We start from the raw sequence: 14,901 nt of genomic DNA, 5'->3' as shown, positions 1-14,901 counted from the left end.
CGGTAGTGCCGGCCGCTGGCCGGCACCTCGCATCCTGTTGATACGGCCAGTGCCGGCCAGCGGCCGGCACTACCCCAGGGCGGTCAACCGCCCTGCTTTGCGGCGTAGTCCTGCGCCTGGCGCATCACCCGCAGCAGGTTGTCGCCCCAGATGCCGGCAATCTGCTTCTCGGTATAGCCCTTGCGCAGCAGCCACGCGGTGATCTTCGGCAGCTGGCTGACATCGGGCAGGTCACTCAGGCCACCGCCGCCATCCCAGTCCAGGCCGATGCCCACGTGCTCGGGGCCGACCACCTTGAGGATGTGCTCGAAGTGGGCGAAGAAATCGTCCAGGCTGGCATGGCGCACCGGATGCTCGTGGTCCAGCGCCTGCTCGGCCTTCAGCAGGGCAACGCCCTGCTCGATGCCCATTCCTTCCCAGCCGCCCAGCTGCTTGCTCAGCGCTTCTTCGGCCTGCTTGCGCTCGGGCGTCTTCGCGGTGTCAATCAGGTAGCCGCCATAGGCGTTCACCTGGATCACGCCACCGGCCTTGGCCAGCTTGCGCAGCCGCGCGTCATCAAGATTGCGCGGGTGGTCGTAGACCGCCTTGGCCGAGCTGTGCGACAGCACGAACGGCACCGGCATCATCGCCAGCAGGTCGTCGAACACCGCGTCGGACGCATGCGACTGGTCGATCACGATGCCCAGCTTCACTGCTTGCCGCACCAGGTCCTTGCCCGTCGGGCTCAGGCCTTTCCACTCGGCGCCCTTCGGATCGGTGGCCGAATCGGCGAACTCGTTGTTGGCGAAGTGCACGGTGCTGAGCAGTCGCAGGCCAGCGCGGTGGTAGAACGAAAGCAGGCTCGGGTCTTCCACCAGCGGGCTGGCGTTTTCCATGCTGATGTAGACCACGCGCTTGCCGGCGGCCTTGATCCGCGCCGCGTCATCGGCGGTCAATGCCAACGCGAAGCGCTCGGGGTTGGCGGCCAGCATTTCGCGGATCTCCAGCAGCCGCTGCAGGCCATGGTCACGCTCCGCGAGGTGCGCGGCGGGGCTGCGATCGCCCTGATCGGTGTAGATCGCCCAGAAGCCGCCGTCCAACGCACCCTCGACCATGCGCGGGTAGTCCACCTGCGAAAGCGCGTTTCGGTCATGCCGCTGTTCGATGTCGAAGCCGCTGCGACCGAAGTTGGCCGGCGTATCCAGATGGCTGTCCAGGGTCACCAGGCGCTGCTGCAGGGCCTTGGCACGGGCCAGCTCCTGCGCGCTGAACTCGATGGCGTGGGCGGACAGTGGCGCGCACAGCGCCAGGGCAAGCACGACGGACAAGCGACGCAACGAAGGCATGGGCATCCACCGATGTTGGGAGACGCCGACCATAGCGCCGTGAGGGTGGCCCGGGGTAGTGCCGGACGACAGCACGCGTGCTCCATTACACTCGGCGGCAGCCGCTAACGGCACTGACGGCCCCGCGCTGCATTGCCCCTGGAACGGAACCTTGATGCCGCATCCTGTCCCTCCACCACTCCCCAGCGAACACCCGGTTGCCGCCGGGCCCTGCGTCGAACAGCTCAAGCGCGATGTGCTGCCGGTCCTGTTCGCCGGGCGCATCGACATCGGTCGCTATGGCCCGGCCGAACTGGCCAGCGCCAGTGCGGAGCCCGCTTGGCAGGATGGTAGTGCCAACGCGTTGGCCAAGGCGCTGGCTGAACTGGTCAGCCGCCTCTCCGAGCATGACCCCAACGCACTGCTGGAACGCGCAGGCTGGTGGGACCGGTTCACTGGTGCCGACATCGAGCAGCGCCTGCGTCGACGCATCGCGCTGGGGGGAAACGGTGACGTCCTGGCCGAGATCGAGCGCCAGGCGATCGCGGTGCGCGGCAGCGTCGATCGGTTGAACGCACAGCTGGAGCTGCATGACGTGCAGGGCGCCCACTTGCAGATCTACATCGATGCGGGCGTGCAGTTCCTGCAGGAACTGCCTCCGGGCAGTGGTGCCAGTGACGATCCGATGGTGCTGGATCGACCGGTGGAGCGCCTGCAGCGCCGCATCGCCAACCTGACCGCGCTGCTGGCCAGCCATTCGATGAGCCGGATCCAGGTGCAGCTGGCGCGCAACCACGCCATCGAACTGCTGGACCGCTACAGCGAGACGGTGCAGATCCTGCTGCCGATCTGGCGCCAGACCATCCTCGCCCTGCACAACAACGACAACGCCAGCCCGCAGATGGTCGCCCGCGCCTCGCAGGCACAGGACCAGTTGAAACAGGCCCTGCAGCAGCTGCTGCGCACTTCCGGAGAACCGGCATGATCACGTCCCGGCCCGACCCACTGAGGGTACCGGCGGAACTGCAGCCGCGGGTCGAAGCCGTTCCCGGGCTGCGCGCGCTGTATCGCCGGGGTTCGTTCGCACGCACCCTGGGTCTGGCGTGTCTGGCGGTGCTGCCGGCCACTGCGCTGCTGTCCATGATATTCCTGCAGGGGCTGACCGGCAGTCCGCCCTCGGCACACGTGCCGGCCGGCTACGGTACTGATCCCGGCACGTCTGCCATGCTGCTGCTTGCCAGCCTGATCCTCTTTGGCGGGTTGCTGTTCTGGATGGGATTCGGCCTGCGCAGGGTGCTGCTAAACCGCGGCGTACGCCACTTCACCTTCTCGTTCGTGATTGGTGGCTCGTTGCTGGTCGGCTTGCTGTTCGGCAACGGAATCGTCAGTCCCGACTTCAGCCGGGCTGACGCCGGCGATGGCACGAAGCTCGACAGCAGCCAGCTCGGCAAGCTCATCGACAGCCCGGGTTTCACGACGCTCAGCCCGCAATGGCAGGGCTACCTGCAGGCGCAGCGCTCGCTGGCAAGACCCAGCATCCCCTTGAACGACATCGGCCAGGCCATCGCCCGCGGCGAGGACATCGGTATCGCGGTGCCCGATGTCATCCGTGCGCGCTTTGAGGCCAAAGCCAAGGTCCCCTATTCGGTGCGCAGCCAAGCGTGGCTGCGTGACCATTGGCTGCGCATGGGCGCGCTGCACTTCATCGGCACAGCGATCGCCTGGTCACTGCTGCTGCTGGTCATCGCTGGCATCGGCCTGACCACCCTGGGCTATCACGTGCGCGGCCGGGCCCGGGTGATCAACGGCCTGCTGCAGCAGTTGCAGGCGCCACCGGCGCAGGCGGGCGCGCAGCCCTGAGGCGCGCGCCGCCGGTGATCAACCGGGCAATTCCCTGGCGCTGCAGGCCGGGGGCCATGGATTTGTAGAGCCGAGCCATGCTCGGCTGATCTGATCTGGCCAAGCACCGCGCGCGTCGAGCAGGGCTCGACTCTACAGGTTGGAATCAGTCCACCACGCGGCAGAACACGGCCTTCAGGTAACGCGATTCCTGCACGTGGGCCATGAACGGATGATCCGGACCGGCGCCGGCCACCTTCAGGATCTGGATCGTGCGGCCGGAGAAATAGGCCGCGCGGCGCAGCATGTCGAGGAACTGGTCCTCGGCCACCAGGCCGGTGCAGGAGAACGTGGCGAACAGGCCACCGGGCTTGACCACGCCCAGCGCCAGCTTGTTCATGTCCAGGTACTTCTTCAGCGCGGTGATCACCTGGTCACGGTCGCGGGTCATCTTCGCCGGGTCCAGGATCACCACGTCGTACTGCTCGCCGCGGTTGGCGGCGTCGCGCAGCCACGGGAAGATGTCGGACTGGATGAACTTCGGGCGCACGTTGTTCAGGCGCGAATTGCCCTTGGCGATCTGGATGACGTCTTCATCGATGTCGATGCCGACCACGTCCGAGGCGCCGCGCGCCGCCGCATACACCGCAAAACCGCCGGTGTTGCAGCACAGGTCCAGCACGCTCTTGCCTTCCACCTGCTGGCTCAGCCACTCGCGGTTCTCGCGCTGGTCGGCAAAGAAGCCGGTCTTGTGCGCACCGGCCGGGTCAGCGCGGAACTTGATGCCGTACTCGGTGATCACCGCCGCTTCGGTGGTGGTGTTGCCGTGGAAGTCGAAGCTTTCCTGCTTCTGCACGTGCTCGTCGGCGAAGCTGTGGAAGCGGCAGCCCGGGAACTGCTCGTGCAGGGCGTCGTAGATCCACTCGCGGTGGCGGAACATGCCGGCGGCGAAGAATTCGACCACCACCAGGTCGCCGTAACGATCGACCACCAGGCCGGACAGGCCGTCGCCTTCGCTGTGCACCACGCGCCAGGCGTCGGACACCGCATCGAGCTTCAGCACCTCACGGCGCAGCGACACCGCCTGGGCGATCTTGCGCGAGAACCAGCCGGCATCCACCGGCACGTTCTGGTCGGTTTCGAGGATGCGCACGGCAATGCGCGAGTGCCCGTTGTAGAACCCGCGGCCAATGAACTCGCCATCGATGCCGACCACGTCGACGATGGAACCGGGCTTGGGCCGGACGGTCGGCTTCTCGACCAGTTTCTGGAAGATCCACGGGTGGCTGGAACGCCACGCATTCTTGAGGCGGACAATCGGAAGGGGGGTATTCATCCACCTATTGTAAACCGGGCACCGGGGTCAGATCCCCGCAGGGGCTCTGACCCCGGCCGGCATGCCAACCAAGGTTGGCATCTACCAGGGCGGGGGCCCCGGCCGCCCGGCATTTGACGGCAGCCCGGCCAGGCCGCAGAATCGGCGCCAGAAGGGGAGTAGCTCCCAGACGTTGTCGCCGTCATTTCGAGCCCGCAGGCTCCGGTGCAACGGCAGTTCCAGCCGACTGGAACTGCGAGCGAGACCTTCGCCGTACTGGCGAAGCTCTGTCCCTGGATCCCCCTCCCGATCCTCCGTTGCAGATCCTCGCCGTCCGGCCTGGCATTCATCTTTCCAACGGACATTCCCAATGCAGACGATCGGTAACGTGTGGTTGTGGGGCGGCTTCGCAGCGGTGGTGGTCATCGCCCTGCTGGTCGACCTCGTGTTGATGCGCCATGGTGGGCCGCACAAGGTCACCTTCAAGGAGGCCCTGTGGTGGTCCATCGGCTGGGTCGCGCTGGCCCTGCTGTTCAATGCGGGCCTCTGGTACTACCTGAATGAGACCGCCGGCCAGGTGGTGGCCAACAAGGTCGGCCTCGAGTTCCTGACCGGCTATCTGGTCGAGAAGGCGCTGGCGGTCGACAACATCTTTGTCTTCCTGATGATCATGAGCTACTTCGCAGTGCCGGAGGAGCAGCGCCAGAAGGTGCTGATCATCGGCATCCTGGGCGCGATCGTGCTGCGTACGATCATGATCTTCGCCGGCAGCGTGCTGATCAGCCAGTTCCATTGGCTGCTCTACGTGTTCGGTGCCTTCCTGCTGTTCACCGGCTGGAAGATGTGGTTTGCCGCCGGCCAGGAGCCGGACCTGGAGACCAACCCGGCCCTGCGCTGGATGCGCAAGCACCTGCGCCTGCTGCCGGATTACGCGGGCAATGCTCTGAGCGTGAAGCGTGATGGCGTGCGCTGGTTCACTCCGCTGTTCGCGGTGCTGATCCTGATCGCGGTCACCGACGTGATCTTCGCGGTGGACAGCATCCCGGCGATCTTCGCGATCACCACCGACCCGTTCATCGTGCTCACCTCCAACGTGTTCGCGGTGCTGGGCCTGCGCGCGATGTTCTTCCTGCTGGCCGGCATGGCCGACCGCTTCCACCTGCTGCCGTATGGCCTGGCGCTGGTGCTGGGCTTCATCGGCATCAAGATGATGATCATCGACCTGTTCAAGATCCCGACCCCGGTGTCGCTGGGCGTGGTGGCGGTGATCATCGCCGCGACCGTGGTGCTGAGCCTGAAGTACCCGCCGAAGGAAGGCGAAGGCCAGGCCTGAGCCCGACCCGCTGGATGGCACGGCCGGTGGGATTGTCCCGCCGGCCGTTTCCACTCTCCCGCCGCGGTGGCCTTGGTTTCGCACCAACCACCGCCATTGCTGAGGTATGAACAACAACGCGCCCCTGCCCGCCGGCGACACGCCGGCGCCCCGCAATGACCGCTCACGCATCCTGCGGGCGTTCAATGTCAGCCTGGCCGCCGTGCTGGTACTGGTGGCCGTGTTCGCCCTGCAGGGCACGTTCGACTGGCGACCGTGGGCGGTCGCGCCGCTGGAAGCCAAGGGCCTGCTCGGCCTGATCGGCGGCCCGATGCTGCATGCCTCGGTCGAGCACATCGCCGCCAACAGCATCGCGATCCTGATCCTGGGCACGCTGGCCGGCAGCGTCTACCCGAAAGCCACCGTGCGCGCCCTGCCCCTGCTGTGGCTGGGCTCGGGCATCGGTGCGTGGATGCTGGGCAATCCGGGCAGCGTGCACCTGGGCGCCAGCGGCGTCACCCATGGCCTGATGTTCCTGCTGGCCAGCCTGGGCCTGCTGCGCCGCGACCGCGCGGCGATTGCCACCGGCCTGATCGGCATGCTGTTCTACGGCGGCATGCTGATGACCATCCTGCCGCACGCCGACGGCGTGTCCTGGCAGTCGCACATGGGCGGCGCCTTCGCCGGCATCATCGCCGCGCTGCTGTTCCGCAACGCCGACCCGCTACCGCCGCGCCCACGCTACAGTTGGGAAGACGAAGAAGACGAGGCCGAACCGCTGGCCGACGACGAGCTGGAACCGCCGTCACCGCAGCGCGTGCCGGTGCTGTGGCAGCCGCGCGAAGGCCAGGACTACGTGGTGATTCCGTTCCGCCGGCCGGAAGACCCCCGCGGTTGAGGTGACCGATAGTGCCGGCCGCTGGCCGGCAACCTCATGAACCGGTAGTGGCCGACCTTGGTCGGCACTCCTGCCGTGTGCCAACCAAGGTTGGCATCTACCAGAGCCCGTCAGTTCGCCGCATTCCCCGCCGTGCCCATGCCATCCACCGCCTGCCGGGGTAGTGCCGGCCGCTGGCCGGCAACCTCATGAACCGGTAGTGGCCGACCTTGGTCGGCACTCCTGGCGTGTGCCAACCAAGGTTGGCATCTACCAGAGCCCGTCAGTTCGCCGCATTCCCCGCCGTGCCCATGCCATCCACCGCCTGCCGGCCCAGCGCCGGGTCATCGGTGAAGAACGCATCGATGCCGGTGGCCAGATAGGCGCGCATCTCGGCGACCGAACCCTCGGCATTGCGCGCGTTGTCGGCTCCCTTGCGCAGGTTGCTGGCCTGGAAGTGGTTCTCCGGGCGGAAGGTATACGGAATCACCATCAGGCCCACTGCATGTGCGTCCTGTACCAGCGTGGTCGGTGTCCCCAATGCGCCCTTGGCGTCCAGCGGAATGATCGAGCGCAGCTCCGGACCGATGCTGTCGGCGTAGCTGGCGATGTCCTTCAGTCCGGCCGGGGTCATCATCTGCGCGTAGGTCAGCTTGCCACCGGCCTTGGCGATGTCGGCCGGCTGGGTATCGCCTTTCCACAGCAGCTGCAGCAGGCGGATGTTGCTGCCCCGCCCGATCTTGCCGCGCAGGTAGCGCAGGTTGGCAGTCTCGAACGACTGGATGGTGACCGGCCCGACGTTGGTATAAGCGTTGCCGCGCAGCGCGGTCAGGAGCTTGTCTTCCATCGGCAGGCCGATCGACTGGAAGTAGGTCGGATGCTTGATCTCCGGCACCAGGCCGATGCCGCGGTTGGCACGGCCGGCCTGCTGCACCAGGAAGGCAAGGATCTCGTCGAGGCTGGCAATGCGGAACTGGCCATCGTAGGCAGTGCTGCGCAGTTCCGGCAGGCGCTCACGTGCGTACAGCGTCTTCAGCTCGGCCAGGGTGAAGTCTTCGGTGAACCAGCCATCGACCTTCTGCCCGTCGATGACCTTGCTGGTGCGGCGGCTGGCGAATTCGGGATGCGAGGCGACATCGGTGGTGCCACTGATCTCGTTCTCGTGGCGGGCCACCATCACCCCGTCCTTGGTCATGACCAGGTCCGGTTCGATGTAGTCGGCGCCATCGGCGATGGCCTGCGCGTAGGCCGCCAGGGTGTGCTCGGGCAGCAGTGCGCTTGCCCCGCGGTGGCCATAGACCGACACCTTGTGTGCGGCCGGGGTGGAGGATTCAGCACTCATGGCCACCGATGGTGCCACGGCCAGCGACAACAGCAACGCACAACCCCACGACTTCACTGCGACTTCCCCAAGCGGTATGTGATGGGCGTCAGTATGCGGCGGCAATGTGACAGGCGGGGGACCCCATGGATCCGGTAGTCGCCGACCTTGGTCGGCGCTCTGCCAGCCGGCGTCCATGACCCCGGACGCCCTGTGCCAACCAAGGTTGGCACCTACCAGAGCGAAGGTTGGCACCTGCCAGAGCATGAGCCACACGGTTGATCGATGACGGGGTCGGAGCCCCTTCGGGGATCTGGCCCCAGCCTCACTTGCCGATGCAGAAACTGGAGAAGATCCTTCCCAGCAGGTCATCGGCACTCATCTGCCCGGTGATCTCGCCCAGCGCATCATGCGCCAGCCGTAGTTCCTCGGCGGCCAGTTCCAGGTGCTCATGCGCCAGCTCACCATCGGCGCGCTGCGCATGTTCCTGCGCGCGCTCGATCGCATCGACGTGGCGGGTGCGCGCGGAGAACTCGCCGTCCACCTGCTCGCCTGCCCCGGCCGAAGCGATGCTGTGCAGGCGCACGTGCAGATCTTCCAACCCGGCGCCGGTGGCGGCGGAAACGAACACGCGGTCCGGATCGTCCAGCGTCGGCAGCGCCGTCAGCAGATCCGACTTGTTGTGGATGTAGACCTTGTGCGGCACCGCCGCCACGGCATCGCCCAGCGCCGCTTCGCCGGCCGCCGGATCGCGCGCATCCAGCACGATCAGCGCCAGGTCGGTGCGCTCGATTTCCACGTGCGCGCGGCGCATGCCTTCGCGTTCGATGGCGTCGCCGCCGTCGCGCAGGCCCGCAGTGTCGACCAGGGTCAGTTCCAGGCCATCCAGGCGTATGGTCTCGCGCAGGGTGTCGCGGGTGGTGCCGGCGATGTCGGTGACGATGGCGCGCTCGCTGCCGGCCAGCGCGTTCAGCAATGAACTCTTGCCCGCGTTCGGCGGACCGATCAGCACCGCGTGCAGGCCGTCGCGCAGGCGACGGCCGCGTTCGGCATCCCGCCGCAGCAGAGCAAGATCGCCGCGCGCCTGTTCCAGGCCACGGCGCACCTGCGCGCCACCGAGGGTATCCAGCGGTTCGTCGGCGAAGTCGATGGCCGCTTCCACATGGATGCGCAGCAGCACCAGCTGTTCGACCACTGCCTCGATGCGGCGCGAGAACACGCCGTCCAGCGAACGGCGGGCAGCGCGCGCGGCACGGTTGTCGCCTGCGGCGATCAGGTCGGCGATGGCCTCGGCCTGGGCCAGGTCGAGCTTGCCGTTGAGGAACGCGCGCTCGCTGAACTCGCCCGGCCTCGCCTGCCGCGCACCGAGCGCGATGCAGCGCGCGACCAGTTGCTGCAGCAGCACGGGGCTGCCATGGCCCTGCAGTTCCACCACCTCTTCGCCGGTGAAGCTGTTCGGTGCCGGGAACCACAGCACGATGCCATCGTCGATGACCTCGCCGTCGGCATCACGCAGGCGCGCGTAGTGCGCGTGGCGCGGACGCAATGCAGGTGCGCCCAGCGCATTGGCAATCGCTGCAGCGCGCGGGCCGGACAGGCGCAGCAGGCCGACACCGCCGGCGCCGGGCGCACTGGCGATGGCCACGATGGTGTCGGTACGGATCGCGTCGTTCATCGCTCAGAGCTTCCCCAGCTGCGCACGTGCCTGCGCCGCGCCACTGCCCTGCGGCTGCAGCGCAAGGTAGGTGGTGTAGGCCTGTTTGGCCTTGGCCTTGTCGCCCGCGTTGAAGTAGGCATCGCCCAGGTTGAGATAGGCCACCGCACGCGACGGGTCGATCTTCAGCGTGTTCTCCAGCCAGCGCGCGGCTTCGGCATAGCGCTGCTGGCGGTAGTAGACGAAACCGAGGTTGTTGGCGGCCTGGGCGAAGTCCGGGCGCAGCTTCAGCGCCTCGGTGAACTGCGCGGCCGCCTCGTCGTACTGCTTCTCGCGGTACAGCTGCAGGCCGCGGTCGTTGGCCTGCTGCGCGCGCTGGCGGTCGGATGCCGGGCCGGCGGTGGGCACCACCAGCTTGGCCTTGCCACCCTGCAGGTCGGCCACGGTCACCGGTGCCTGGCTGCCCTTGGCCTCGCTGGCGGCATCGACCTTGTTGTTCAGCGCGATCGCATCGGCGGTCAGCTGGCGCGTATCGGCGTTGAGGAATTCCTGGCTGTCCGGCACCTGGAACACGAACTCGCCGCCCTGCGAACCGGGCAGGCTGCCGAAGGCCGGGGTCTGGTGCGAGACCGCCGAGACCGCCGGCGCCACGTAGGCGGCCAGTTCGGTACCGGTGATCAGGCCATCCCCGTTGAGGTCGCCCTTGCCGGCCAACGCCTGCAGCAACACCCAGGTAAACACCGAGTGACCGTTCGGGCCGGCATCGGCCACCTGCTGGTCGGCACCGCCGGCGGTCAGCATCTGCCGCGCGCTGCGACGCGCGTTCTCGCGCAGGAACGACGACGACGACGGGCCGCCACGGGTCAGGCCGAGGCCGCTGTAGCAGGCATCCATCACGAACATCACATGCTTGGCCTGCATGCTTTCGGCGATGTTCTGGATGTCGGTCATCGCGATCGCGTCGGTGGCGAATTCCTTCGGATCCGAATCGACCGGGATGATGTAGCCGAGGTCGCGCCCGGAGGCGAGCTGGCGGGTCGCGCCATGACCGGCGAAGAACACGAACACGCGATCGTTCTTGCCGGTGCGGTCGTCGGCCAGGCGGTCGTGGAAAGCGGCCAGGATGTTGTTGCGGGTGGCCTGCTCGTTCTTCAGCACGATCACCTGCGAGGACGGGAAGCCGAACTGCCCGGTCAGGGTATCGGCCACCGCCTGCGCATCGTGGCTGGCGTACTCCAGCTTCGGCCATTTGGCGTAGGTGTCGATGCCGACCACGATCGCCCAGGACTTCTCGTAGCCGGTGGTGACGGTGGCAGCACTGGCCTCGCCCTTGCGCGCGCGGGCAACGGTGAACTCGCGGCCATTCCAGCCGGCGAACTGGTAGCCATCGGCGATCAGCCGGTCGAGGATCTGCGGCAGCGCCTTTACCGCACGGTCGTGGATGTCGTGGAACAGGATGATGCCGCGCTGTTCCTTGTTCACCTGGTCGAGCACGCGCTGCACGATCGACTCCGGTACCGGGTCGGCCCAGTCCATCGAGTCGATGTTCCACATGATCGACTTCAGCCCGGCCTCGTTGAGCAACTGCAGGCCTTCGGCGTTGCGCGCGCCGTACGGGAAGCGGAACAGCGGCGCGCGCTTGCTGTCGACGTCCTTCAGCAGCGTGTCGGTGTCGAGTACCTGTTGGCGCAGCGCATCCCCGGTGGTGCGCGACAGCTGGGCGTGGGTCAGGCTGTGGTTGCCGACCGCATAGCCCTCTTCCATCAGGTTGCGGCTGATCTTCGCCATCGGGCCGAGGCTGACCTTGCCGTCGGCCTCGACCTTGCCCAGGTTGCGACCTACCTCGAAGAACACGCCCGGCACGTCATAGCGCTTGAGGATGGCCACCACTTCATCGGTGTAGGCCTTGTGCGGGCCATCGTCGAAGGTCAGCACCACGGTCTTGGCCGGCAGGTCGCGGCCGAAGATCTCGCGGTCGCTGTCCTTCATCGACATCGGGTACGGCTCGATCACGCCATAGTCGCGCAGGATCGCTTCGCGGCTGTAGTCCTTGTGCAGGTGGGCGATGTAGTCGTCCCACTTCTCACGCTTCAGCTCGATGGCACGGGTGCGCTCGAAGCGGCTGAAGATGCGGGTCAGTTCCTGGTTGTAGTTGCGCTCGATCTCGTCGAGCGCCTCCAGATCCTCGCCGACGCGCTGGTGCAGCTTCACCGCCGGCAGCGACGAATCCGTGCCAATGCGCTCATGCAGATCACGCAGCACTTCGCGGAAGGCCAGGCGGTCAGCGTCGAACAGTTCCGGCGCCGACTCGATGTAGTCCAGCACGGTGCCGAGGGTGGCGAAGCGCTGCGGGCTGGTACCGCACAGCAGGGTGTCGAACTGCGCGGCGATCGCCGAGCGTTGTTCCAGGCCATCGTGGAACAGCTGCTGTCCCACGCGCGTGGAGGTGCCGCGGTCGGCGGCCGACTGCTGGTCCTCATCGGCCAGCAGCACGATGATCCGGCGGTAGCCGTCGAGCTGCTTCTGCAGCGCGGCCAGCAGCGGTGCCGCGGCCGGATCGGCGGCGGCCGCAGCCTGCGCGCTGGGCTGGATGACCGTGGTCGTCGGCGCCTTCGCGTCCTTGTCGCCGCAGCCGGCAACAACCAGCGTCAACAACAGCGAGGGCAGGAACAGGCGGAACGACGACGCACGCGGCATGGTGGACTCGAAGGTGGGAGGAACGGTGTGCCGGCGATTCTAACGCCGCATGCGAAAAGCCCGCCTTGCGGCGGGCTTCTGCTGGGGTCAGCCGGCCAGCGGCCGGCTCTACCGATTACTTCTTTTTGACCGGGGCCGGCGCGGTGGTGGCCGGGACCGGCTCGCCGCCATGGCGCTTGGTCATCCACCACTGCTGCAGCAGGCCCAGGCCGCCGTTGACCACCCAGTACAGGACCAGGCCGGACGGCATGAAGGCCATCATGACGCCGAACACCAGCGGCATGAACTGCATCATCTTCTGCTGCATCGGGTCCATGCCCGGTGCCGGGGTCAGCTTCTGGGTGAACCACATCACTGCCACGTTGATCACCGGCAGGATGAAGTACGGGTCGCGTGCGGTCAGGTCCTGGATCCAGCCGAACCAGGGCGCCTGGCGCAGTTCGACCGATTCCACCAGCACCCAGTACAGGGCGAAGAAGATCGGCATCTGGATGAGGATCGGCAGGCAGCCGCCCATCGGATTGATCTTTTCCTTCTTGTACAGCTCCATCATCGCGGTCTGGAACTTCTGGCGGTCATCGCCATAGCGTTCCTTCAGCTGCGCGATGCGCGGCTGGAAGCGGCGCATCTTGGCACCGCTCTTGTACTGGGTCGCCGACAGCGGGTACAGCACCAGCTTCAGCAGCACCACCAGGCCGACGATCGCCCAGCCCCAGTTGCCGACCAGCTTGTGCACCTGGTTCAGCACCCAGAACAGGCCCTGGCCGATCACCGCCATCATCGAGAAGCGGCTGTAGTCGACCACGCGGTCCAGGCCCGGCACGTCTTCCTTGGCAATCAGGTTGACCAGCTTCGGGCCGACCCACAGGCGGGCTTCGGTGCTGGTGGACTGGCCCGGGGCCAGGGTGAAGGCCGGGCCACGCGCTTCGATCAGGTCACGACCGGCCACCTGCGACAGCACGTAATGCGCGGTCTGGTCCTTCTGCGGGATCCAGGCGGTGAAGAAGTGGTGCTGCAGCATCGCCAGCCAGCCGCCGGTGATGTTCTGGTTCAGCGTGCCGTCGTCCAGGTAGTCCTTGAACGCACGACGCTGGTACTTCTTGTCGTTGTCGTACCAGGTGGCACCGTTGAAGCTGAACGAATCCGGGTTGGTCATGCTCCGCGACAGGATGGTCGGGGTGCGGTCCAGGGTGCGGTAGACATAGCCGTTCCACGGTGCGGCGCCGGCGTTGCTGACTTCATCCTTGAAGCGCACGGCGTACTCGTTGCGCGAGACGGTCAGCGTGCGCTTGATGGTCACGCCATTGTCGGCGGTCCACACGAACGGGATCTGCAGTTCGTTCTGGCCCTTGGCCAGCACGAAGTCGGTGGTGTCACCGACCAGCTTGAAGCCGTCGGCGCCCGGCACCGGGGTGTTCTTGTCTTCGCTGGCCCAGCCACTGATCGCGCTGTATGGATGCGCGGGATCTTCGGTCAGCAGGCGAACCGGCGGGCTGCCTTCGTCCTTGGTCTGCGGGAAGTGCAGCAGCTCGGCGTCGAGCACGCGGCCGCCATCGAGCACCAGGCGCAGCACGTCGGTGGTGACGGTCACGCGCTGGCTGGCCGGGGTAGCGCTGGCCTGGGCCTGCACGGTGGCCTGGCCGGGGGCGCCCGGCACCTGGGCGCTGGGGATCGCACCCGGGGTCGCACCCGGAACGCTCTGTGCGGCGGCCGGGGCCGACGTCGTCGTCGGAGCCGGGGTCGGAGCAGCCTTTTCACGGCTCCACTCCATCCACAGCAGCACGGCCACCATCAGCCAGGCAAAAATGAGGAATACGCGGGTCTGGTTCATCAGCGGACAGGCTCGGCGGGGCCGGGACGCGATGCCGGCTCGGTCAAAGAAGGAGTTGCGATGCCATCAGGCGGCGGCATTGTGCCGTCCACGCCCGGCGCGGGCAATGCACGCAGGCGACGCAGCAGGCGCAGGAAGGCCTGGCGGATCTCGTCGTTGCTGGCGGAACGCGCAGCACTACGAGCCACGACGACAAAGTCGCCTGGCTGGATGTCGGTACGTGTCTGACGCAGGATGTCGCGCAGGACGCGCTTGATCCGGTTACGCCCGACGGCGTTCGGATCAACCTTGCGGGAAACCGCCAGACCCAGCCTGGCCGGCCGGTCAGCCGGCAGCCAGTGCAGGGTCATCAGCGGATCGGACACACGGCGGGCGCCGTTGAAGACCGTTGAGTATTCGGCACGCGTGCGAACCCGCGCAGAGCGAGGGAATCGCTTGCGCGGGTCTGCAGTATTCACTGTCGAAGGGATTGCGTCTGCCGCGAGGTGCGGCATGGCAATCAGGCGCTCAGGACTTTGCGGCCCTTGGCGCGGCGACGCGACAGGATCTTGCGGCCGTCAGCGGTCTTCATACGGGCACGGAAGCCGTGGTCGCGCTTACGCTTGAGGTTGCTGGGCTGGTAGGTGCGCTTCGTGGCCATTGGGGGCCTCTCGTATGAATGGGACGGAAAGAACCGGAAATTCTAGAGAGGTACCCCGCCCCAAGTCAACCCCTGGCAGCTACGCGAATTCACTGGGCTGTGCAATAGCTG

12 protein-coding genes are annotated in these 14,901 nt (G+C 66.8%); 4 read left to right on the top strand and 8 right to left on the bottom strand.

Going from position 1 to position 14,901, the window contains the following annotated elements; all coding sequences use genetic code 11:
* Window positions 1-83: 83 nt before the first annotated feature.
* On the bottom strand, window positions 84-1,325 hold the full coding sequence (locus tag N5D91_RS12595) for a dipeptidase (protein ID WP_180854306.1): 1,242 nt from the start codon (window positions 1,323-1,325) through the stop codon (window positions 84-86).
* Between the two features lie 154 nt (window positions 1,326-1,479).
* Here N5D91_RS12595 and N5D91_RS12590 point away from each other — a divergent pair, with 154 nt between their 5' ends.
* Both N5D91_RS12590 and N5D91_RS12585 read left to right on the top strand, forming a co-directional pair.
* Complete coding sequence (locus N5D91_RS12590; RefSeq protein ID WP_153856634.1) at window positions 1,480-2,289, top strand: protein klaA; 810 nt, start codon at window positions 1,480-1,482, stop codon at window positions 2,287-2,289.
* Window positions 2,286-3,164, top strand: a complete 879-nt coding sequence (locus N5D91_RS12585) for a hypothetical protein (protein ID WP_153856635.1) — start codon at window positions 2,286-2,288, stop codon at window positions 3,162-3,164. The genes N5D91_RS12590 and N5D91_RS12585 overlap by 4 nt, the downstream gene beginning before the upstream one ends.
* A gap of 145 nt (window positions 3,165-3,309) precedes the next feature.
* On the opposite strand, the gene N5D91_RS12580 is transcribed toward N5D91_RS12585, so the two are convergent.
* On the bottom strand, window positions 3,310-4,479 hold the full coding sequence (locus N5D91_RS12580) for a class I SAM-dependent rRNA methyltransferase (RefSeq protein ID WP_180854305.1): 1,170 nt from the start codon (window positions 4,477-4,479) through the stop codon (window positions 3,310-3,312).
* Window positions 4,480-4,828: 349 nt separating this feature from the next.
* Here N5D91_RS12580 and N5D91_RS12575 point away from each other — a divergent pair, with 349 nt between their 5' ends.
* Together N5D91_RS12575 and N5D91_RS12570 are read left to right on the top strand one after the other, a co-directional pair.
* Window positions 4,829-5,791: a TerC family protein gene (locus N5D91_RS12575; protein ID WP_010487446.1), complete on the top strand. Its 963-nt coding sequence runs from the start codon at window positions 4,829-4,831 to the stop codon at window positions 5,789-5,791.
* A gap of 106 nt (window positions 5,792-5,897) precedes the next feature.
* Complete coding sequence (locus N5D91_RS12570) at window positions 5,898-6,668, top strand: rhomboid family intramembrane serine protease (protein ID WP_180854304.1); 771 nt, start codon at window positions 5,898-5,900, stop codon at window positions 6,666-6,668.
* Between the two features lie 262 nt (window positions 6,669-6,930).
* On the opposite strand, the gene N5D91_RS12565 is transcribed toward N5D91_RS12570, so the two are convergent.
* The 6 genes from N5D91_RS12565 to rpmH form a co-directional block, all read right to left on the bottom strand.
* The gene (locus tag N5D91_RS12565; protein ID WP_180854303.1) at window positions 6,931-8,046 is read right to left on the bottom strand and encodes a glycerophosphodiester phosphodiesterase; all 1,116 of its coding nucleotides are present in this window, start codon (window positions 8,044-8,046) and stop codon (window positions 6,931-6,933) included.
* A 247-nt stretch (window positions 8,047-8,293) separates the two neighbouring features.
* Window positions 8,294-9,643, bottom strand: coding sequence for a tRNA uridine-5-carboxymethylaminomethyl(34) synthesis GTPase MnmE (gene mnmE / locus N5D91_RS12560; RefSeq protein WP_180854302.1), 1,350 nt, complete (start codon window positions 9,641-9,643; stop codon window positions 8,294-8,296).
* A gap of 3 nt (window positions 9,644-9,646) precedes the next feature.
* Window positions 9,647-12,319: a polysaccharide deacetylase family protein gene (locus N5D91_RS12555; RefSeq protein ID WP_180854301.1), complete on the bottom strand. Its 2,673-nt coding sequence runs from the start codon at window positions 12,317-12,319 to the stop codon at window positions 9,647-9,649.
* A 115-nt stretch (window positions 12,320-12,434) separates the two neighbouring features.
* The gene (yidC, locus tag N5D91_RS12550) at window positions 12,435-14,150 is read right to left on the bottom strand and encodes a membrane protein insertase YidC (RefSeq protein ID WP_110714229.1); all 1,716 of its coding nucleotides are present in this window, start codon (window positions 14,148-14,150) and stop codon (window positions 12,435-12,437) included.
* A complete protein-coding gene (rnpA, locus tag N5D91_RS12545; RefSeq protein WP_014039039.1) occupies window positions 14,150-14,644 on the bottom strand; it encodes a ribonuclease P protein component in 495 nt (164 codons plus the stop codon). Before rnpA ends, yidC begins: the two co-directional genes overlap by 1 nt.
* Window positions 14,645-14,649: 5 nt before the next feature.
* A complete protein-coding gene (gene rpmH, locus N5D91_RS12540) occupies window positions 14,650-14,790 on the bottom strand; it encodes a 50S ribosomal protein L34 (RefSeq protein ID WP_005411729.1) in 141 nt (46 codons plus the stop codon).
* Window positions 14,791-14,901 lie beyond the last annotated feature (111 nt).

Source organism: Stenotrophomonas sp. GD03794, from assembly GCF_029842145.1.
GTDB lineage: Bacteria > Pseudomonadota > Gammaproteobacteria > Xanthomonadales > Xanthomonadaceae > Stenotrophomonas > Stenotrophomonas riyadhensis.
Note: the sequence above shows the minus strand (reverse complement) of the source record. Positions and strands in the feature narration are given on the sequence as shown.